The organism is Nodosilinea sp. LEGE 07298 (assembly GCF_015207265.1).
Taxonomy (GTDB): Bacteria; Cyanobacteriota; Cyanobacteriia; order Phormidesmidales; family Phormidesmidaceae; genus Nodosilinea.
Window position 1 is genome coordinate 1 of record NZ_JADEXE010000101.1, and the last position, 20,290, is coordinate 20,290.

The following is a 20,290-nucleotide window of genomic DNA, read 5'->3' on the forward strand; positions in this document are numbered from 1 at the left end:
GCCTCGGTGGGGGGATGCCAGCGCTCTGCAACCATGAATGCTGACCTGGAGCACACCATGGGAGAACCGCTGCCGGGGGTGTCTCGCAATCGGGCTTTTGCCAATGCAGGACGGGAGCCAACCCCTCAAGCGTATGCCAGCAGCTACAACAATTACTACGAGTTTGGTGGCAGCAAAGATATCTGGGCCAGTGCCCAGGCGCTGCCTACGGATCCTTGGCGGTTGGAAGTGACGGGGCTGGTCAAAAATCCGACTACCTACGACTTAGCCGACCTAACCCAGCGCTTTGACCTGGAGGAGCGCATCTATCGGTTTCGCTGCGTGGAAGCCTGGGCGATGGTGGTGCCGTGGATTGGCTTTCCAATGCGAGCCCTCATGGCGGCGGTGGAGCCAACGGCAGCGGCAAAGTACGTGCGGTTTACTTCGTTCTATGATCCGGCTGTCACCCCTGGCCCCAATTTTGGCTTTGCCCGTGACCTACCCTGGCCCTATACAGAGGGGCTAACTGTCGATGAAATGGCCAATGAACTGGCCTTTTTTGCGGTGGGGGTTTACGGGCGCACGCTACCCAAGCAGCACGGTGCCCCAGTTCGCATGGTGGTGCCCTGGAAGTATGGGTTTAAGGGGGCAAAGTCGATCGTCAAAATTGAGTTTGTGGCCGAGCAGCCCGCCACCTACTGGAATACTCTGGCTCCCAACGAGTATAAGTTTGAGGCCAATGTAGAACCCGATGTGCCCCATCCTCGCTGGTCGCAGGCGAAGGAGCGCCTGGTGGGAGAGAGCACGGCGCTATTTACCTGGGAGGAGCAGCCGACAGTGATTTACAACGGCTATGGGGATTATGTGGCGGGGCTGTATGCGTAGGGAGTGGAGGGTAAATGGGGTTAGGCGGCGATCGCCTCTCTAATCGCCTCAGCTTCTAGGTCTTTGCCGATCACCACTAAGCGGGTTTGGCGGGGTTCGGTAGGCTGCCAGGGGCGATCGAAAAAGGAATCGAACCGCTGGCCCACGCCATGGACCACCAGCCGCATGGCCTTGCCAGGTACGTCGACAAAGCCTTTGATGCGGTAAATCTCGTGACTGGCAGCGAGCTGTTCTAGCGTCTGCATCAGCTGTTTTGGGTCGAACCCCTGGTCGAGCACGATGGGGATAGCAACGATGTCATCGTCGTGATCGTGATCATGCTCGTGGTCGTGGTGGCTGGGGCGGCTATCGAGGTTGTCTTCGACGGCGGCGTTAAAACCTAGCAATAGGTCAGGGCTGACTGGGCTGCTGCCCTCACCTGCGGCTAGGCCCAGTACTTTGACCGGACGAGGTAGCTGCTGGGTGAGCCAGGTTTCAATGCGGGTGCGATCGCGATCGCTTACCTTATCTACTTTGGTCAGCAGCACCAGGTCGGCGCAGTTGAGCTGGTCTTCGAATAGTTCTTCTAGGGGTGTTTCATGGTCGAGGCTGTCGTCGGCCTGGCGCTGGGCCTCTAGGGCAGGCAGGTCGCCTACCAGGTCACCAGCCGCAAGAGCTTCACAATCCACTAGGGTAATCACGCTATCGACGGTGGCGGCGGTGCGCATTTCGGGCCAGCGAAAGGCCTGCACTAAGGGCTTGGGCAGGGCAAGGCCAGAGGTTTCGATCACAATGCAGTCGATCTGGTCGCGGCGGGTCATGAGCTGCTGCATGGTGGGCAAAAACTCCTCCTGCACGGTGCAGCAGAGGCAGCCGTTGGTGAGTTCGAGAATGTTGGTTTCAGCGGGTTCAGTGGTCTCGTCTTCGTCACACACCTGGCAGCTGCGCAGCAGGTCGCCGTCGATGCCGACTTCACCAAACTCGTTCACTAGCACAGCAATGCGCCGCCCCTGGGGGTTTTGCAGCAGCTGGCGTATCAGGGTGGTTTTGCCTGCCCCAAGAAAGCCGGTAATGATGGTAACTGGAATTTTGTGCATAGCCTGCCAAAAAATCGCTGCCCCTCAACCTAGCACGGGGGCAGGGGATAGCGGTCTACAATAATCACAACACGACCTCCCTGGCCAATGGTACAAACCCCTGCCAAAACCATTACCCTAGCTGAGTTTCTGCAACAGCCAGAGACCAAGCCTGCCCGCGAATATATTGACGGCCATGTGATCCAAAAACCAATGCCCCAAGGACAGCACAGCACAATTCAAGGAGAGTTGGTTACCGCTATCAACGCCGTTACTAAGGCAAGTAATTTAGCCTGGGCTTTTCCTGAACTTCGCTGTACGTTTGGCAGTAGATCCATCATTCCAGATGTATCAGTATTTCGCTGGCAGCGGTTGCCGACGAATGAGGATGGCACCATTGCCAATACGTTTAGCGCTGCGCCTGACTGGACGATCGAAATTTTGAGCCCTGAGCAGTCGTCAACACGGGTGGTAAGCAACATTTTGCACTGCCTCAATCACGGCGGGCTGGGGGGCTGGCTGATCGACCCCAATGAGAATTTGGTGCAGGTTTATCTGCCCAACCAGCTACCCGCCTCTTTAGAAGAGGCAGAAAATGAGCTAACGATGGTGGGCCTAGCCCCAGCCTTAACGCTAACGGTAGGACAGGTGTTTGGCTGGCTACAAGTAGGGTAGAGGCTTTTGAGGGATATGCTAGAAAGAGGGGTATGTTAGCGGCAAAATCAGAATCACAGCTACTCAGTCCTATGAAGGCATGAACATTGCCGAAGCTAAAGGCATTTCTGAAGCACAAAAAGCCAGCCTCTGGGTATTGGGTGCGATCGACGCGTGAAGGCTGCGCGATCGCCTACTCTGCATCTCCCACCCGCTTTTGATCGACCTCGCCAAAGATGGCGTTGGGGTGGCAATAGTACTTAAACTCCAGCAGGTTAAAAAATGGATCCTGTAAAAAGAACGTGCGGTGCTCCAGCGTTGTGCCGGGGAAGCGGCGCTTTTCGCTCTGGTGGAAAGTGAGCTTTTGCGCCTTGGCTTGGTGCAGCAGCGCTTCCCAATCGGCTTCAGCTGTGAATACCAGACCAAAGTGGCGAGGGTAAATGCCTTTTTGAGGAACTAAGTCTGTGGTGGTGTGGGCCACTAACTGGTGGCCATACAGGTTAAGAATGAGCGAGTTAGGGCTTTCTCTCCCTGGCTCGCAGCCGAGGCCATTTACATAAAACTCTTTTGTGGTGGGAATATCGGCTACCGGAAAAGCCAGGTGAAAGAGGACAGTGGCAGAATCCATACGCGGAGAAAGCAGAAGGGATGAGGGTAAAGACTTTCGCGAGATAGCGAGGTGAACCTAGGCCACTACCTTGTGATCGACGGCGTTGAGCAGGGCTTTTAGGGCGGTGTCTTCGGCCTGGCTGATTTGGTGGTCGAGCAGGGCAATGTGAATCGCTTTAGATAGCACAAAGGCCGCTACTTCTGGCTCTAGCTGTTCGACCAAAATCTCCATGGGCATAGGCACCTTGAGGGCCGACTGAATGCCTACCAGCATCGACTCATCCATGCCTAGGGCCGCTAGCCGGAGCCGCAGGCTGACCCACTCTTCCAGGGGGTCTTGACCACTGGCCTGAAGAATGGAGGCCAGCAACCGCTGCACCTTGCTCTGTTGAGTGGGAGACATGGCGGCGTAGGCGAGGGCGTCTGCTTCGATAGTGGCGTTTTTGTCCTGGTTGAGGTTGTTGAGAATTTGCTGCCATTCGGCCTCGGTGCACTGCTCAGGTTTGCCCACGCAGAGCGACACCTGAATGCGATCGCCCGTCGTGTGAAGCTGGGTAACCTCGGCGTGAATGCCTAAATAACCCAGCCACTGCGATACCATACCCACCAATTTGCCGCTGGCTGACTGAGCCTTGGTAAGCATTTGCACCTGGGTACGCACCAGGGGGCGAACAAGCTGTACAAGCATGGGGCTTTCCTCTCAACCGCTTTATTGAAGCCGCTTAGATCTTACACACCCCGTCAAGAGACCGCCGTAGTGCAGTACGCCGTTGAACCGAGACAGCTATCCCATATTTTTGAATCCTCAGATCTCTAGCCGACCGAGCCGAGGCGATCGAGGGGCCAGAACCGAAATCGGGCGCGGCCAATGATGTTTTGCTGGGGTAGCCCGCCCCAGACGTGGGAGTCGTTGCTGTCGTTGCGGTTGTCGCCCATGACAAACACCTGCCCCGACGGTACCGTGACGGGAGCGAGGGTATAGGCAGGAGGTTCTAGAATGTAGGGCTCTTGCAGGGGTTGCCCGTCAACCAATACCTGCCCCTGTACAACCTCAACGGTTTGGCCCGGTTCGCCAATGATGCGTTTAATAAAGGCCTGTCCGGTCTCGTAGCCCAGCCGAGTGAGCTGGGGGGGCGGAGCGAATACCACAACGTCGCCCCGGTGAGGAGGCTGCCAGCGGTAGCTAACTTTGTCCACCAGCAGGCGATCGCCGATGTGCAGGGTCGGATCCATCGAATTGGAGGGAATATAGCGGGGTTCTGCAATCAGTACCCGCACCGTCAGGGCGATCGCCAGGGCGATCGCCAGCACCCGCACATTGCCCCACTGGCCCTGCCACAGCGATCGCCACCGATCCCCAACAGAATTCTCTGAGCCGGCGCGATCGGCTTTGGCGGTGGTCGGCGGGGCCTGATTAGGTAGCTTAGGATCCATAAATGTGCAAACGACAGTGGGCCGGGTAATATCACCCCTGGCTTTAACCTTACAGGCAATGGCGGGGGAAAGGCATTCCTCTGCCTTAAAACCGAAACTCTAAAATGGCCCCCGTATTTTCGTTAAATTGCTCATAGCTGGTGATGGCCCGCAGGGTAATTTGATCGTTGACACGGTACCGCACGCTGAAAACAGCGGGGGTGACATTGGTAAAAACTTTCTGCACCGACACCGAAATACTGGGTGAAAAGTTATACCCAATTTCGCCCCCAATGTCGATCGCACCGCCCTGGGGGTTCCCTGGCGGCGAGGCCGAGAACAGTCGCAGGTCTGTGCGCTCTAGACCCGACCCTAAAAGATTTTGCAGATTGTTGAGCAGGGCCGATCCGGCAAAGGTCAGCAGCCCCTGAAACCCGTCGCCACCGCCCGACACACTGCCCAGAGTAGACTCTAGGGCAGCTAAAAAGCCGCCGCTAATCAGGGCGACAATTTCACCGTCGGAGCGGGGAGGAGTGCTTTCTAGCTCAACGCCTTGCAGGTTGACCACTCGGCTAACGCGACCGTTGACATTGGCGCGAATGCGAACGGTTTGTACCCCCGATTGGGTCAGACCCAGCTGGTCAATTCTAGACTCGCTGATTTCGTTGCGGGGGAAAGGGGAGGCCGCCGACAGGGAAGCACCAGCGGCAGCGGTATCGGGAACAGCCGCCGACAGCGTGGCCACCAGGTAGGGGTCAATGGTGTCGTCTAGATCGCTAAACTCGGCGTAGTTTTCGTTACCGGTAAGCCGAAACTCGGTGGTCAGCAGATTTATCCGACCTGAGGGCAGGTTGATGCGGCCCACAGGCTTGATACCAGGCGCGGTACCCACCAAATCTAGGGTGCCCTCGGCTCGTACATCGACAATGCCCGGAATAGCAAGCCGGACGTTATCAGCCAAAATCAGCTTAAAATCTTCGAATATAGGAGGAATAGGCTCAAAAATGCTGGGTTCGCCAGTGGGGCTAAAGGCTGCTGGAGTCGCCCCCCCTTCGCCTACTTCGGGCAGAGTAATGAGCCCGTCAGAGAGCAGAACCTCGCCGTAGACGAGGGGGGGAAGCAAAAATACGCTGCCGCCTACTACGACATTGCCATCTACCTGCCCTCGGTAGGTACCAGCGGGGTTGCGCAGGTCGAGGGCGATGTTGTCGAGGGTAACGCGAAAGGGGTTGCCTGCATTCGGGCCACTGGTCTCTGCCGACAGGGCCGTGTTGCCGCTATCGAACAACCCAGGAGCCAGATCTTGCACCGAGGGCAGCAGCTTTAGATTGCCCTCAGCGACGACCTTACCGTTGCTAAAGTCACCCTGCAAGGTTTGAAAATCGAGGACTAGACCACTGGTATAGACTGACCGAGTCGGGCTGGTGACAGGGCTTTCTACTACCTTGACGCTGCCCTGGATATTGGTTAGGGGTTCGGGCAGGCTGCGGGCACTGATGGTAACGCCTTCAAAATCGGCTTGTCCAGTGACGTTGAGCGTGGTCAGCGCTTCTTGAATCGGCTGATCAGTGGGCCAGCGACCTTGAACAGCTAGGTCTAGGCTAGCGTTCCCTGACTCCCAAGCGATCGCCTGGGTGAGCAGATTGATCAGAGCAAAGCCATCGTCGCGCATTCTAAGCGTGATATTGACGGTATCGGTCTCGGGCTGCTGACTGAGGCCAGGCAGGGTCAGCGGCACACTGGCCACCAGCCGCAGCGGGTCTTCAATTTGCTCATCAACGGCCACCCGGCTGATCAAGTTGAGGCGGGCGTTTTCGTAGCTAAAGTTGGCGGTGGCCAGGTCGATGGTGTTGCGGTTGATGGTGGCTTCATTGACCGCTAGCTGGCCCCGAACCTGAGGATTGGCCAGGCTGCCGGTGAGGGTAGCGCCCAGGTTCATCAGCCCGTCCAGGTTGTCGGGCAGCCGTAGGGGCTGGCGCAGGGCGTTGAGGGGCACATTGCTGACCTCCAAACGCATGGTGCGGGTTTCAGGGTCATCGGGGTCAAGGCTAAACTCGCCGTTGAGGGTGGCCAGGGCAACCCCCTGCTGGGTTGTCGCTGAGAAATTTGAGAAGTTTGACCGTACGCTCACCGGGTCGAGCCGAATGGTGCTGTCCTGATAGCTGCCCTGGGCAATCACCTCGTCAAAGCGATAGACGGCTCCGTTGCTGCCGTCGGGTTCGCCCCAAACCCAGTTGGCCCCGGCCAAGTCAAAGGCGACGTTGAGGTCGTTGGGAATGGCTCCCCTGGCGGTGACGGTACCTGAGAAGCTGCCGGTTAGCTCTTCTAAAGGGGGTAGGGGAGCGGCTTCGGCCTGGGCCGCTAACATGTCTTGCAGCTCTTGCACTTCGGCCAGGCGGCGCAGCTGATCGAGCAGGTTGGCATTGCTGTCGCCCACCGGACTAACCTCCTCTAAAGAGGCCAACTCAGTCGGGGTAGCGGGGCGGTACCAATCGGGCGGGCTGAGCAGGTTAGGACGAAAGTCGGCCCATTCGAAAATTAGCAGGGTCTGCAAAAGTTCTTGAATCTGGCCGTTCTCAACCACCAGTTCGCCGTTGATTTGGGGAGTGTCGCCCAGGGTATAGGTGCCGCTGGCCAGGTAGCGACTGAGGCCACCGGCTGACTCCAGGGTTAGCCCCACCAGGCTAATTACATTGTTGGTGAAGGTAACATTGCCCCGCAGGCGACCATAGCGGGTCACCTCCAGCGGCAGCTCAGGAGCATTTGGGTCGATGGTGGTCAGGGTGGTTTCTGAGGGCAGTCTGATGTAGCTAAGGCTGGGGTCTTGCACATCGAAGCTGGCCCGCAGCGTAGACTGGCGCAGGTCGGCAACGATCTCAGCAGAGGTGATCAGACCGTCAAAGGTGCCAATGCCGCTGGTGCCAGCCTGGGGCAGCCGCAGGTCGCCAATGGGCAGATTTTCGACAGTGGCATAGAGGGTGCCAGCCTGGGTATAGCCTTCGGCTAGGGCCTCGCCGCTGCGCACCTCAAAGGTCAGGTCGCGATCGCCCTCGGCGGTGGCCACATAGACGCGATCGCCGCCACCAGTCAAATCGACCGCCAGCGGGCCGCCCTGGGTGTAAGCGATCGGGCCAGTCAGCGGTGAGGAAAAGGCCAGATCCCCGGCGGTGAGGCCCACCAGAGAAGCATCACCAGTCAGGGCCAGGGCACCGGGGCGACCCCGCAGCCGCCCGTTAAAGAACGCATTGCCCGCCAGGGGAATAATCTCTGGCAGCGGCAGCGCTGCCAAGCTGTAGCCATCGACATCGAGGTTGAGATCGAGGTTGGCGATGGCGGGCGCACCGGCACCGCTCAACTGGGGTGTAATCACACCGTTGGCCTGCAGCCCGGCCGTGCTGGCCCGCTGCACCAGAATCGACTGACCGTTCCAGGCCAGGTCGGCGGTGAGAGGCTGGCGTACCTGAGCCAGCTGGGGGGCGCGGCTCGCCGCTGAGGCCAACCCATCGGACAAAATCAGCTGACCTTCTCCCTGCACGCCGGCCAGGCTGCGGGCATCGGTGCTGCCCCTGAGCTGAAATCTGCCCTCGGCAGTGCCCTGCAAATCGGGGGCAAAGGCCGCGAGCTGAAGGTTTTGGCCTCGCAGATCGGCCACCCACTGGCCGCCATTGAGGGTAGCACGGGTGTTCACCGTACCTCCGGCTAGGACCGCCTGGGCGACCCCTTGCCCCTCTATGCCGCGCAGCCCCCCTGCCAGGGTGCCAGAAAATTGGGCTACCCCGTTCAGCACCCCGTCTACCCCAGCCCCAAGCTGGTCGAGCTGCACGGCATCGGCGCGAATGGATGACTCCCACTGACGGGTGTTTAGCCCCAGGCTGCCCATGCCGACCAGGGTGCCCCCGGCCACCTGCACAAAGGTATCGGTAAAGCGCAGGGTACTGTCTGCCAGGCGAATGTCGCCACGGGCCGGGTAGTCGCCCGCCGGAGCCCGCCAGCTAGCGGTACCCGTGAGCTGGCTAAACGGCCCACTGACCTCGGCCTCTAGAAACACCGGCCCCAGGGCAACGGTGTCTGGCAAGCCGTAGGGCTGGCCCAGGGCATTGGCGGGCAGGCGATCGCCCGCAATAGAGAGCGCCAGCTGGCCCGGCTGCCCAAAGCTGTAGCGACCGCTGCCGGTGAGTGTTCCCCCCGCTTGGGGCAGCGCCTGAAAGCTGTCGATCGCCAGGTTGCGCCCCCTCAGGGTAGTGTTGGCTTCGACTGCCGCGAAGGCCACCTGGTCAATGGTGACAGGCCCCTGTGAAATAACATCGGTGGTGATCACGGGCCGCCGCAGCGGTCCGGTCATGGTGACATTGGCCAAAAAGTTGCCTGTTGTGGGTACCGGCAGCGCCACCTCATATAGCTCAAATAACTGCTCTGGCCTGAAGGGGTTGACCTGACCACTCAAGTCGTAGCCCCTATCAAAGTCAAGGGTGCCGCCCGCCCTGGCCGTCAGTTCGCCCAGGCTAGCTGTCACCCCTTCAAACTCAATTATGCGGCCCTGAAACCGCACATCGCCCTGCAAATTTTGCAGGGTCCCTGGTAGGCCACGGGTAATCAGAGACGCGTCCTCAACCCGCGCCGTGCCGACAACGGTGGTCGGCACACCGCCACCGCTTTCGATATCGACCTGGCCGCTGACCACGCCGGTGGGAAACTGCACGGGCAGCGGATTCTGTAGAAAAGAGTCGAGCAGGGGCAGAATATCGGTCGCCCTGGCCGCCTGGGTGCGCAGGTTGATCTTGGCCTGCAGGCCAGGGCCGGGTACCTCCGTAGCATCGGCGATCGCGGCAGAGTCCTGGGGCGGGGGCAGCAAAACGACACCCTTAACCTCAATGCTGCCGCCCTGGATGGAATTGCCACTCAGGGCTAAATCTAGCTGCCGGGTTTCTAGGGGAGAGTTTGGATCTTCAGGAACGTCAATAAAGGTGTCACTAAATTGAAGCTGACCCTGGAGATCGGCGATCGCCACCTGCACTGGCTCGGCATCCCCCTCAACATAGGGCACCATCGTGAGCTGGCTATCGTTGACGTTAATGGTGTCGAGGTTAATGGCAATAAACGGATCGCGATCGGGATCTTGCTCCGGCAAATCGATGTCGAGATTAAACCACTCGCCTTCGGCATTTTGCTCCAGGTAAAGCTCTCCCTGGTCTAGAGTCAGGCTGAGCGGCAGCTCACGCCGCCACAGATCAAACAGGCTAAACCGCAGCTCGACTGCTTCCAGCGATAAAGAATCTGGATCGGTCGGGGTCGGTGGAATGGTGGACGGCCCCACCCGCACTCCAGTCAGCCCAATCTGCTCTAGCGGCCCCAGCTCTACCGGCCGATTCAGGGTTTCAGAAAGCTGTTCCGACACCCAGGGAATCAGGTTGTTGCGGCTCCACAGCCAGCCGCCTAAAACTGTGCTGCCCCCCAGCACCAGCAATCCAGACCCCACCACCAGGGCCGATGTTAGCCAGGGTCTGCCGCCGTTCGGTTTTTGGTCTTTAACAGACTCTGGCTCTTGAGCAGACTCCGGTTCCTGAGAAGACTCCGAATCTTGAGAAGGGGTCATACCCGTTTACGCCACCGCAGAACACCAAACATGGTAGTGAACTCCCGAAACTTCTGACCACCCTCGCAATGAACTGATGGAATTCTTCTCGTCGGGGTGGTGCCTACCTCTATGTCGCTATTTAACTCTTGGAAGAACAGACGGCAGCCGAGGTAACTTTGTTCGCGCTGCGATCGCCCGGTAGAGTAAACAAGGTAATGCTGTATGTGAGATAGGGCTATGGTGGTGTACGTGCTGTTGTTTAACGCCCGCACCGATAATGAGGGCATCCACGCCGAAACCATTAATGGGCAGAATTTAATTCTAATGTTTGAGCACGAGGACGACGCCGTTCGCTACGCCCTCATGCTCGAAGCCCAAGACTTTCCGGAGGCTACGGTAGAGGGCTTTGAGCAAATTGAAATCGAGGAATTTTGTGAGTCAGTCGGCTACGGCTATCGTCTGATTCCAGAAGGGACGCTGGCGGTCCCCCCCGAGCAAAGCCTGGACGAGCACCTCTGGGACCCCGACCAGCCCAGCCTCGACCCCCAGCCCAAAAGCCAGTCCGGCCCCCAGTCTGCTACTCAGTCCAACGAAGAAACCGGCGGTATCTCCCAGGCGGAACTCGATCGCATGCGTCAGCAGCTAGAGAAACTGCTCTAGGCCTGCCGCACTATGACAACCCCTCTATCTACCCTGATTGCCCGTGCCCGCCAGGGCGATGCCCACGCGATCGCCCGGTTGATTACGCGATCGCTAGCTACCCAAAGCATTGTGGCCCAAGGGCAGTGGCAGGGCACCCAGCTCTACCTCGATCTAGAGTCAGATGCCGCCATTGATCAACATCAGGTGGTACCCCAAATTCGGCGCGGGTTGCTGCGCCTGGGGCTCACCTGTCCGGTCGATACCGTATGGGTAACGGCTCGCCGTGTGGGCTGGGCCGAGACCGACTGGCGCGAGGGCTTTGGCCTCAATGGAGCACTATTCTCTCCAGAAAATTTTTTGGCTGGGGAACCTGGCGGCATCCCATCCCATTCTCCAGCGGTAGCTCCGCTCAATTCGACGGGGCCAATATCCCCGACCCACCGGTCAGAACCGGAGCCTAGACCTGAGCCTGCCCCTGAGCCAGAGCCGACACTGACTACGTCTGACCGCTTTGACGACCGCTTCGAGACCGACAGCTCGCCCCCAGAAACGGCCCCTACAGACACCACCCTGGTGGCTCTGGCCCATCTCGCTCCGGTATTGAGCTATCTCGTGCTGGGCAGCCAGTGGCTGGGGGGGTGGCCATTATTTTGGGGCGGTTCGTTTTTGCTGCCCTGCCGGGTCGTGGCTCCCCTGGTGCTGCTTTTGGTTAAAGGAACTGGGGCCAGTGCGGCCTCCGACGCGGCCTACGTCCAGCACCAGGCTAAAGCTGCCCTCAACTTTCAGCTCACGATGTTTATCGCCTGGGTCATTACCATTGCGCTGATGTTTGTGTTGGTGGGCTTTTTGCTGGTGGTGCCCCTGGCCCTGTTTGAAATCGTCAGCTGCATTGTGGCGGCGGTGCGGGTGTCGGAGGGCAAGCCCGTGAACTACGTAACGATTCGGTTTGTGCGCTAGGTGCGCCATCCTCTACATTAGCGGGAGCGTTTATTGCCCAAGGAATGCCGCCTGTGCCTGCCAGTTCTTCTGTTCACCCGCCCTCAGACCCAGCCGATCGCGGTCATTTACTTACCGAGCAGGCCAACCCCCGCAGCGCCCAGCTCGATCAGCTCAGCGCCATCGAACTGGTTGACCTATTCAACCAGGAAGACCAGCGCACCCTAGAGGCGATCGCCGGAGCACGCGCGGCCCTAGCGGCCGCCATCGACGCGGTGACAGTGGCTCTAGCCCAGGGCGGGCGGCTCTTTTACGTTGGGGCCGGTACCAGCGGACGGCTGGGAGTGCTGGATGCAGCGGAGTGCCCGCCCACGTTTTGCACGCCTCCTGAGCTGGTGCAGGGCATTATCGCCGGGGGGGCCGGGGCGCTAGTGAAAAGCTCTGAGGGGCTGGAAGATGTAGCAGAAGACGGGGCTGCCGCGATCGCCGACCGCAACATTCAGCCCCAGGATGTGGTAGTAGGCATTACCGCAGGCGGCACTACTCCTTACGTACAGGGGGCGATCGCCGCCGCCCGCCAGCGGGGCGCAACCACAGTGTTTATTGCCTGCGTACCCACCGACCAGGTGCCCACCGAGGCCGACATCGACATTCGCCTGCTGGTAGGGCCAGAGCTACTGGCCGGTTCGACCCGGCTGAAGGCGGGTACGGTGACCAAAATGGCCCTGAATATAATCTCCACCGGGGCGATGGTGCGCCTGGGCAAGGTCTACGGCAACCGGATGATCGATGTGGCCGTCACCAACACCAAGCTGCGCGATCGCGCCCTGCGCATTCTCTGCGACCTCACCGATTTGGACCGTGACACCGCCGCCGACCTGCTCGATCGCAGCAACCAGCAGGTCAAGCTAGCGCTGATGATGCACCTAGGCGGGCTAGATGCTGAGGATGCTGCCCAGCGGTTGGCCCAGCACGGCGGGCATTTACAGCGGGCACTGGAGACAGGGAAATAAGGGAATGGAGACGTGAGGCAGCGGGAGAGCTAGAGGGCAGACGATAGCTCAGGGGGATGGGGATCAGCTTCATCGAGCCAGGCGCGATTGAGGCAAACGCCTTCTAGCTGGGCGATCGCAACCGTTGCGCCGCGCAGATTGGCCCCGGTCAGGTCTGCGCCCCGCAGGTCGGCTCCGGTCAAGTCTGCACCGCGCAGATCTGCGTAGCTGAGGTTTGCGTTGCGCAGGTCAGCGCTACGCAAAATGCCCTGATGCAGCGTAGCCAGGCGCAAATCGCTACAGCGTAAATCGGCCCCCACCAGGTTGATGCAGCTCAGCTCAGCCCGAATCAGCACCGTGCGGGCCAGATCGGCGTTCTCTAGGTTGGCCCCCCGCAGGTTGGCTCGCCACAGGTTACAGCCGCTCAGCTTGGCCTCGCTCAGTCTGGACTGATGCAGGTTGACCGACACCAAGTTGGCCTGACTCAAATTAATGCCGGGCAAATCCAGCCCCGGCATCCAGGCTTCATGAAAATCGAGGTGGCTAAAGTCGCGACGACCAGCGGCATATAGCTCCAGCACCTGGGCCATGGATATGGTGACAGACTGACTATCCATAAGGCTTTCTTCACCTACCCGACATTACTTCAACCGATTCTGCCGCCTACTGACGATTTACTCGCAAGCAGCGTAACAGACTCCCCCGTTGGGAGCAGAGGCAATAACATATTGCTGAATATTGCGTCTTTGTAAATTAATGTAACAATTTCTTATTCCCACTGCAAGGACAAACAACTCCGCCTACCGCCCGAAGGGTGAGGGGGTAGGCGGAGGTAGGTGCGTAAGTGAGGTAGGTGCGTAAGTGAGGTAGGTGCGTAAGTGAGGTAGGTGCGTAAGTGAGGTAGATGGGTAGATGGGTAGATGGGTAGATGGGTAGATGGGTAGATGGGTAGATGGGTAGATGGGTAGATGGGTAGATGGGTAGATGGGTAGATGGGTAGATGGGTAGGTGAGGTGGGTTAGAGCTTTTGCATCCTGTGGCGCTTAGTCTTTAGCTACCTAAAAGAATCAGGATCGCACCACGCATCCACCCATCCACCCATCCACCCATCCACCTCCCCCTACTCCACCCCTGAACTCTCAGCGGCAATCTCCGCATCCGATCGGCTGAATAGGCCAAACAGCGGCCCCAGCAGTGCGCCAATGGCAAAGCCACCAGCGTGAGCCCAGTAGGCGATGCCGCCGCCTTCCATACCAATCATGGCGGGGGCACCGAGGCTGGCAAAGCCGTAGATGGCCTGCTGTGCAAACCAAATCCCCAGGTAAAATAGGGCCGGAATTCTCAGCGGCAGGGGAAATGGCCCCAGGGGCACGATGGTGAGAATGCGAACATTTGGAAAGCGAAAGATGTAGGCCCCCATCACCCCTGCGATCGCGCCGCTAGCCCCTAGAGACGGAATGCCTGAATCCATAGCAAAAAACCACTGGGCCAGGTTAGCTAGCGTGCCGCACAGCAGGTAGAACACCAAAAACCGCAGGTGTCCCATTTGGTCTTCGACGTTGTTGCCAAAGATCCACAGGTAGAGCATGTTGCCCGCCAGGTGTAAAAAGCCGCCGTGGAGAAACTGGCTGGTCACGACCGTCAACCATTCTTCGGCGTTAACGGCTGAAACTCCAGTGGTCAGGCTGGTCGAAAATTCTTCGGGCACCACTGCCCAGGCGTGAAAAAAGCCGGTCAGCCCGTAGGTGGGCAGGCTGAGCTCGTAGATAAAAATAGCGATGTTGAGCACTATCAGCCCGTAGGTGACGTAGGGTGTGCGTAGACCTGGGTTGTAGTCTTTGAGGGGTACCACCGATTACCTCGCTTCTCTAGAAAACTGCTGGGGACAGCCCTACTATTGCAGAGTGTCTCAAAAATTAAAATCCTCCCATGGTCAGCCTTGAGATAGAGCTAGCGACCTTCCGATCGCGGTATTAACCAGGTTTCTGGCGTTGTTTTTGACATTTTTCTGGCCTTGCTGATTAAGGGTGTACAACGATGACCCTAGCTCTCCAGCGTTGGGGCATCGTATCACCTTGACGAATGAAACCCTGCTGACAGAGGCGATACCAGCGATCTATCGCCGACGGCGGGATCCGATTCTTGGGACTCAGGATTATGCAAAGTTGTGCATCAACCTTTCCCCAGCCTGACAAAGCAATTTCTTAAACTGTAGTGAGGGCGTAGCGTCGTAAACCAAACCCTATTTCTACCCGCCCCTACCACTGCCATGACTCATCTCCTCACCTCTCGTAGTGGGCTAACGGCATCGTTGATGTTAGGCGTTTTGCTGACCTGCTGCGCCGGTCGTTCGAACCCCTTAGCCACCAGCACTGGCCCTGCAAGCCCGGCGATCGCAGCACCTGATGCCGCTGACCCCTGGTACCAGGCGGTTGGCGAAGCCAACCAGGCCGCCCAGCTAGCCGCCACCGCTACCACCGCTGCCCAGTGGCATCAGGTGATGGGGGCCTGGAGTCGAGCGATCGCCCTGATTCAAGACCTGCCTACTGATGACCCCCGCCAGGTGTTTAGCCAGCGCAAGGCGCAGGAGTACCAGCAAAACCTTTCCCTGGCCCAGCAGCAGGCGGCCCAGCAGGGTTTGCCCAGGGCGTTTCCGGCCCTGGGTAGCGATGTGCTCGACGAGCAGGTCAGCCTGTATCGCGCCTATGTGGCCACCCAAGGCCCGCCGGATGTGCTGATTGTGGGCAGCTCGCGATCGCTGCAAGGCGTCGACCCGCAGGTACTGCAGCAGGCGCTGGCGGTAGAAGGACACCCCGATCTACGGGTTTACAACTTTAGCGTCAATGGAGCCACAGCCCAGGTGGTGAGCTTTTTGACGCGGCAGCTGTTGGCCCCCGACCTGCATCCCCGGTTAGTGATCTGGGCTGAGGGGTCGCGCGCCTTTAACAGCGGCAGGTTCGATCGCACCTTTGCCGAAATTCTGGCCTCCCCCGGCTATGCAGCCGTTCGCGATGGGGCCGTGGTCAGCCTGCAAAGTCGCGAGAAATCGCCTGCCCCACCGGCTGCGATCGAGGCAGACGAACCTGAGTCAAACGCTGCCGCGCCTGCCGAAACAGCGGTGGCAGAGCATGGCACCATTCCCCCCAGCCCGATCAACGCGCAGGGCTTTTTAGCCGTCAACGACCAGTTCAACCCGGCAGTCTACTACCGCAGCTTTCCTCGGGTGCGAGGGGTGTACGACAACGCCTACCGTCCCTTTCGCCTAGAGGGGGTACAGACGGCGTCCTTTGAGGCCCTGACCCAGTTTTTGAGGGGTCAAAACATTCCCCTGGTGTTTGTTAACCTGCCGCTCAGCAACGACTATCTGGACGGGGTGCGGCTGGGCTACGAGCGCCAGTTTCAGCGGTTTTTACAGGACCGGGCTAACCAGGGCACCCTCACTCTGGTCGATTTGCTAGAAGAATGGCGCTGGCAGTCGCACCTGTTTGCCGACCCCAGCCACGTCAACCGCTACGGAGCGCGCGAAGTGGCCCGCCTGATTGCCGCCGACCCTCGCATTCCGTGGCCCAGTGCTGCGCCCCAAACGCCCGCCCCTGCAACCGATGCTGCACCTTCTGAGCCTGACGCTGCGCCCGGTACCAACCCAGTCAGCCCATCCGACCCTGCGCCTGAATTAGGTAGCTAGAGCGGGCACCGAAATGGTTGAGCCCAAAGGACTTAAATCTGGGGATCTTGCCATTTGAAGGGTTTGAATCTCAGGCTAGATCTGTGGCTTTGCCACCTGCTGCCACTGCTGAAGTTCGGTAGGGGTGTTGACATTGGCCAGTAGGGCGTCATCAACCGGTGGCATGGGCTGCACCGGGTGCTGATTGAGCCAGCCTTGCAGCGATCGCGTTGGAGATGCAATCGCGTACTGCCGCAGCGACCCCAGCGCCGCCGAGCGGTAGAACCCACACAGCGGCTCCCAGCGGTGTTGCCGCTGAGGTAAGTAGGCCAGGTAGGGCAGGGGAACAGCGGCTAAGCTATCCCGCCAGGTGCTCAGAGTCGCCGACGACAGGTTGGGCATATCGCAGGCCAGTACTAGCACCCATTCGGGGCTGCCCTCGGGCCGCTCCTGTAGCCAAGTCAGCGCCTGCACCAGCGCCACCAGCGGCCCCTGAAAGGTTTCACTCAGGCCAGGCCCCTCTGCGATAAATTGTACCGAGGCCGGTACCAGAGGGCGGTAGCGATCGCACCACGGCGTCACCACATACACCGCATCAGCACAGGTAAGAGCCACCCGACAGGTCTGCTGAATCAGCGTTTCGGCTCCCAACGAAATCAGCGCCTTGTCGTGGCCCATGCGGGAGCTGCGGCCCCCCGCTAAAATCACCGCCGCTAGGGATGTCACCGCTAGGCCTCGCCGTCAATCATCAATTTCTACCCGTTTGGTGCGGGCGGTTTGGCCCGACTTGATTCGCACCTGCGCCTTGGTTACACCCAGCGTTTTAGCCATCAAGGCAACGAGTGCTGCGTTGGCCTTACCATCCTGCGGCGGGGCCTTGAGGTGTAGCAGCCAGCTACCGTCGTCGAGTCGAGTGGCCTTTTGAACCTTGGCATTGGGCTTCACCCGCACCGTTAGCACCGTCATGCTTTGCCCCTTACCACAGTGCCCTGGGCTAGCTTGCGGAGCCGGGCAGCATCGGCCTCGGCTAGCCCCTTAAAGAAATAAATCACCCCAGTCAGAAAGGCCAGCCCCATATAAAACAGGCGAATGCCCCACCCGGCACCGTCAAAAATCATCGAAAATACGCCGGGTTCAATGCCGCTAAAGCGGGTCAGCTCTGAGCGAAACCACTTTTGGTCTTCGGCCATGCGCTCTAGCTCATCCACGGTAGCGGGCAAAATGGGCATGCGGGTAGTGGTAGTGTAGTAGCCCCAAAACCCCTGGCTGCCCCCCTCGCGGCTAAGGGCCTGGTTAGCCAAAGCGGTAATTTGCTGGCGAGACAGGGTCGACTCAGTCGTGAGATAGCTAAGCCACAGGTGGTGACGCAGCCAATAGCTGCTAAAAAAGACCAGCGGTAATGCTACCAGCAGGGCGATCGACTTGATTCCTAACGAGGTCTTAGCTGACAGATGGCGGGTGGCGCTGCCCAACCCAAAGCCCAGCACGGCAAACAGCAAAACGACGCTCAGCTCAATAATTTCAAGGCTCTTGAGCCAGCCGCCCAAAATGGGAATGGGGTGCAAAAATATCTCGGCTGCCCAGGTGATTAAGAACCGGACCCCAATTACAGCAGCAGTTACGGCAAAAACCGTCAGCAAATACCTGGAAACGTTGGCTGGGGGGCGCAGGGTAGGCATGACTGGGGCTATTGGAAAGGAGATTGGGAGCAACGATCCTCCTAATCATAATGATGTGAGGCAAAGGAGCGGCATTTGCTCTAGAAAAGTCAATGGTCTGAGTTTTTGAGGTCTGAGTTTTTTACTTCGCCTGTAGCTCGCCCATCTGGTGGGGGGAAAAGGCTCCCTGCTCGGTCACGATCGCAGCAATGAGCCGGGCTGGGGTGATATCAGAGGCGGGGTTATAGAATGCGGCCCCACTGGGAGACGTAACCCGTTGGCTCCCCTGAAGCGCGCCTTGGGCATCGCCCAGCTGATAAATTTTCTCGGGGGGGTGCTCTGCGATCGCCATGCCCGCCCCCGTTGCCACCCTAGAGTCAACGGTCGATACGGGGGCCGCCACCACAAAGGGAATGTTGTGGGCCTGAGCCACCAGGGCCAGGCTATAGGTGCCAATTTTGCTCAACGTGTCGCCGTTGGCAGCAATGCGATCGGCCCCGGCCAGCACGGCGTGAATTAGCCCCTTTTGCATACAGTGGGCGGCCATGCTGTCGGTAATCACCGTCACCGGAATGCCCTCCTGCACACATTCCCAGGCGGTCAGTCGCGACCCTTGAAAGGTGGGGCGCGTTTCGGCAGCGTAGACCCGCTCCAGGCGGCCTGCCTGCCACAGCGATCGCATAATGCCCAGCGATGTGCCGTACCCCGAGGTGGCCAGCGCCCCGTGGTTGCAGTGGGTCAGCACCGTCAGTTTAGCCGGACTGCTCGGCAATGCTTGAACACCGTAGTCGCCAATCGCGTGGCAGAGGCGAAAGTCTTCGGATTGGATGGCCTGGGCCTGGGCCAATAGTTGCGCCCTTACCTCTTCTATCGAGGCACTGGAGTGGTGCACCACCCTCAGCATGGTGTCGACGGCCCACTGCAAATGGGCTTTGTCGGGCCGAGTCTGCTTAAACTGGTCGCCGATCGCCTCAATCCGTTCCCAAAAGGCCGTGGGGTCGTCGGTATGAATTTCGGTCGCCCCCAGGTACAGGCCATAGGCCGCCGCAATCCCCATGGCCGAGCCGCCTTGAACAATGCCCGATCGCAGCGATCGCACCACATCGTCGCAGCGGTGAATCGACACAATGTTGTAGCGCTCCGGCAGCTGCCGCTGGTCAATCAGCACCAGGTGGTCGTCTTGCCAGATCACAGGGTAAACGTGGGTATCGCTGGTGGCAATCATGGCAACTCAAGGGAAATACAAGGACGGCGGCACATTCCATGACTCTCAGTATGGAGGTTTCTTTGCCTCTGTCAATTCATTACTGTCCCCTGAGCGTCACTACTGTCCCCTGAGCGGAGTCGTTCGCGTTAGCGTCTCCCATAGGGAGAAAGGGGACAGGTCAACAAAAGGGAGGACAGCTGCAGCGATCGCAACCAACTGATCGCGATCACACGTCTCTGTCCGGAGCCTGAGCGATCCCCACTGGAGGTTAAAGCGACACCCCAGGAGAGCCACCATGTTCACCCTTCGCTTCGCCACCGCCGACTACCGCCCCGATCGCCAGGTCACTCTTCGCACCAACCTCGACAACTGGGCCAAAGATATCCCCGGCCTCTACGAAAACGGAGCCTGGCGCTTCGAGCTGCCCGCTGCCCGCTACGGCGGCGGTTTCACCTTCAAGTTCGTGCTGGAGCGCACTTACTGGCAAAACGGCCCCGACCTCTTTTTGCAGCCTGCCCAAGGCGGTGACTACCTTTACCAGGCCCCTGTCGTCACCTTTCCGCCCATGACCGAGGTCGTGGTCGAAAACACCAATATCCAGCAAGAGTTCTTTCCGCCCAACCTCGACGAAAACCGGCTTTACGACGTAATTGTGGTGGGCTCTGGCATTGGCGGCGGCATTCTGGCTGACCAGCTCTCCGACCTGAACCTGGATGTTTTGGTGCTGGAGGCGGGCAGTTACCTATTTCCCACCCACACCGCCAACCTGCCCCGGCAGCACCGAGTCGGCCAGTTCGACAAACACGTCTGGAACCTCTACGAACGCTTCAAAGTGCAGAACTTTGCCAACGGCTTTGGCTCCGCCTTCGACGGCGGTCAGGCCTTTAACCTGGGCGGCAAATCGCTTTTCTGGGGCGGCCTGATTCCCCGGATGGCCTGGTGGGAACCCGATCGCTGGCCACGCAGCCTGCGCTGGTTTCTCGAAGTCGGCGGCTACCAGCAGGCCGAAGACCTAATGAAC

Annotated in this window: 17 protein-coding genes and 1 pseudogene; 7 read left to right on the top strand and 11 right to left on the bottom strand. The window is 59.2% G+C overall.

Annotation, left to right across the window (positions count from 1 at the left end; translation table 11 throughout):
* On the top strand, positions 1-864 hold an 864-nt coding region (gene msrP / locus IQ273_RS15080; protein WP_228053088.1), incomplete at its 5' end, for a protein-methionine-sulfoxide reductase catalytic subunit MsrP.
* 20 nt (positions 865-884) lie between these two features.
* Here the strand turns inward: msrP and cobW are convergent.
* Positions 885-1,940 (bottom strand): cobalamin biosynthesis protein CobW, encoded by a 1,056-nt coding sequence (cobW, locus tag IQ273_RS15085; RefSeq protein ID WP_194024001.1) that lies wholly within the window; start codon positions 1,938-1,940, stop codon positions 885-887.
* 87 nt (positions 1,941-2,027) lie between these two features.
* Here cobW and IQ273_RS15090 point away from each other — a divergent pair, with 87 nt between their 5' ends.
* Positions 2,028-2,594, top strand: coding sequence for a Uma2 family endonuclease (locus IQ273_RS15090; protein WP_194024002.1), 567 nt, complete (start codon positions 2,028-2,030; stop codon positions 2,592-2,594).
* Positions 2,595-2,766: 172 nt separating this feature from the next.
* Here the strand turns inward: IQ273_RS15090 and IQ273_RS15095 are convergent, their stop codons facing one another.
* The 4 genes from IQ273_RS15095 to IQ273_RS15110 all read right to left on the bottom strand — a co-directional run bounded on the left by IQ273_RS15095 (position 2,767) and on the right by IQ273_RS15110 (position 10,188).
* A complete protein-coding gene (locus IQ273_RS15095) occupies positions 2,767-3,201 on the bottom strand; it encodes a VOC family protein (RefSeq protein ID WP_194024003.1) in 435 nt (144 codons plus the stop codon).
* A gap of 57 nt (positions 3,202-3,258) precedes the next feature.
* A complete protein-coding gene (locus tag IQ273_RS15100; protein ID WP_194024004.1) occupies positions 3,259-3,870 on the bottom strand; it encodes a hypothetical protein in 612 nt (203 codons plus the stop codon).
* 125 nt (positions 3,871-3,995) lie between these two features.
* A complete protein-coding gene (gene lepB / locus IQ273_RS15105) occupies positions 3,996-4,616 on the bottom strand; it encodes a signal peptidase I (RefSeq protein ID WP_194024005.1) in 621 nt (206 codons plus the stop codon).
* 85 nt (positions 4,617-4,701) lie between these two features.
* Entirely contained in the window at positions 4,702-10,188 is a 5,487-nt protein-coding gene (locus IQ273_RS15110) for a translocation/assembly module TamB domain-containing protein (RefSeq protein ID WP_194024006.1), read from the bottom strand.
* Between the two features lie 219 nt (positions 10,189-10,407).
* Here IQ273_RS15110 and IQ273_RS15115 point away from each other — a divergent pair, with 219 nt between their 5' ends.
* The 3 genes from IQ273_RS15115 to murQ are packed head-to-tail and all read left to right on the top strand — an operon-like array spanning position 10,408 to position 12,761.
* The gene (locus tag IQ273_RS15115) at positions 10,408-10,830 is read left to right on the top strand and encodes a DUF3110 domain-containing protein (protein ID WP_194024007.1); all 423 of its coding nucleotides are present in this window, start codon (positions 10,408-10,410) and stop codon (positions 10,828-10,830) included.
* A gap of 12 nt (positions 10,831-10,842) precedes the next feature.
* The gene (locus IQ273_RS15120; RefSeq protein WP_194024008.1) at positions 10,843-11,769 is read left to right on the top strand and encodes a DUF4870 domain-containing protein; all 927 of its coding nucleotides are present in this window, start codon (positions 10,843-10,845) and stop codon (positions 11,767-11,769) included.
* A gap of 53 nt (positions 11,770-11,822) precedes the next feature.
* Positions 11,823-12,761, top strand: a complete 939-nt coding sequence (gene murQ / locus IQ273_RS15125) for an N-acetylmuramic acid 6-phosphate etherase (protein WP_313898128.1) — start codon at positions 11,823-11,825, stop codon at positions 12,759-12,761.
* Between the two features lie 29 nt (positions 12,762-12,790).
* Here murQ and IQ273_RS15130 read toward each other — a convergent pair whose 3' ends face one another.
* Both IQ273_RS15130 and IQ273_RS15135 read right to left on the bottom strand, forming a co-directional pair.
* Entirely contained in the window at positions 12,791-13,357 is a 567-nt protein-coding gene (locus IQ273_RS15130; RefSeq protein ID WP_194024010.1) for a pentapeptide repeat-containing protein, read from the bottom strand.
* Between the two features lie 503 nt (positions 13,358-13,860).
* Positions 13,861-14,592, bottom strand: coding sequence for a rhomboid family intramembrane serine protease (locus tag IQ273_RS15135; protein ID WP_194024011.1), 732 nt, complete (start codon positions 14,590-14,592; stop codon positions 13,861-13,863).
* A gap of 417 nt (positions 14,593-15,009) precedes the next feature.
* On the opposite strand from IQ273_RS15135, the gene IQ273_RS15140 reads away from it, so the two are divergent.
* Positions 15,010-16,425 carry a hypothetical protein gene (locus tag IQ273_RS15140; protein WP_194024012.1) on the top strand — a complete coding sequence of 472 codons (1,416 nt, stop codon included), beginning with the start codon at positions 15,010-15,012 and terminating at the stop codon, positions 16,423-16,425.
* 75 nt (positions 16,426-16,500) lie between these two features.
* On the opposite strand, the gene IQ273_RS15145 is transcribed toward IQ273_RS15140, so the two are convergent.
* From IQ273_RS15145 to mtnA, 4 genes are all read right to left on the bottom strand, one after another.
* Complete coding sequence (locus IQ273_RS15145; RefSeq protein ID WP_313898129.1) at positions 16,501-17,130, bottom strand: molybdenum cofactor guanylyltransferase; 630 nt, start codon at positions 17,128-17,130, stop codon at positions 16,501-16,503.
* A gap of 15 nt (positions 17,131-17,145) precedes the next feature.
* Positions 17,146-17,370: a DUF167 domain-containing protein gene (locus IQ273_RS15150; RefSeq protein WP_194024013.1), complete on the bottom strand. Its 225-nt coding sequence runs from the start codon at positions 17,368-17,370 to the stop codon at positions 17,146-17,148.
* A complete protein-coding gene (locus IQ273_RS15155) occupies positions 17,367-18,083 on the bottom strand; it encodes a hypothetical protein (RefSeq protein WP_194024014.1) in 717 nt (238 codons plus the stop codon). The genes IQ273_RS15150 and IQ273_RS15155 overlap by 4 nt, the downstream gene beginning before the upstream one ends.
* A gap of 121 nt (positions 18,084-18,204) precedes the next feature.
* Positions 18,205-19,287 (bottom strand): S-methyl-5-thioribose-1-phosphate isomerase, encoded by a 1,083-nt coding sequence (gene mtnA / locus IQ273_RS15160; RefSeq protein ID WP_194024015.1) that lies wholly within the window; start codon positions 19,285-19,287, stop codon positions 18,205-18,207.
* Between the two features lie 277 nt (positions 19,288-19,564).
* On the opposite strand from mtnA, the pseudogene IQ273_RS15165 reads away from it, so the two are divergent.
* Positions 19,565-20,290 (top strand): annotated as a pseudogene (locus IQ273_RS15165) (GMC family oxidoreductase); the annotation flags it as partial.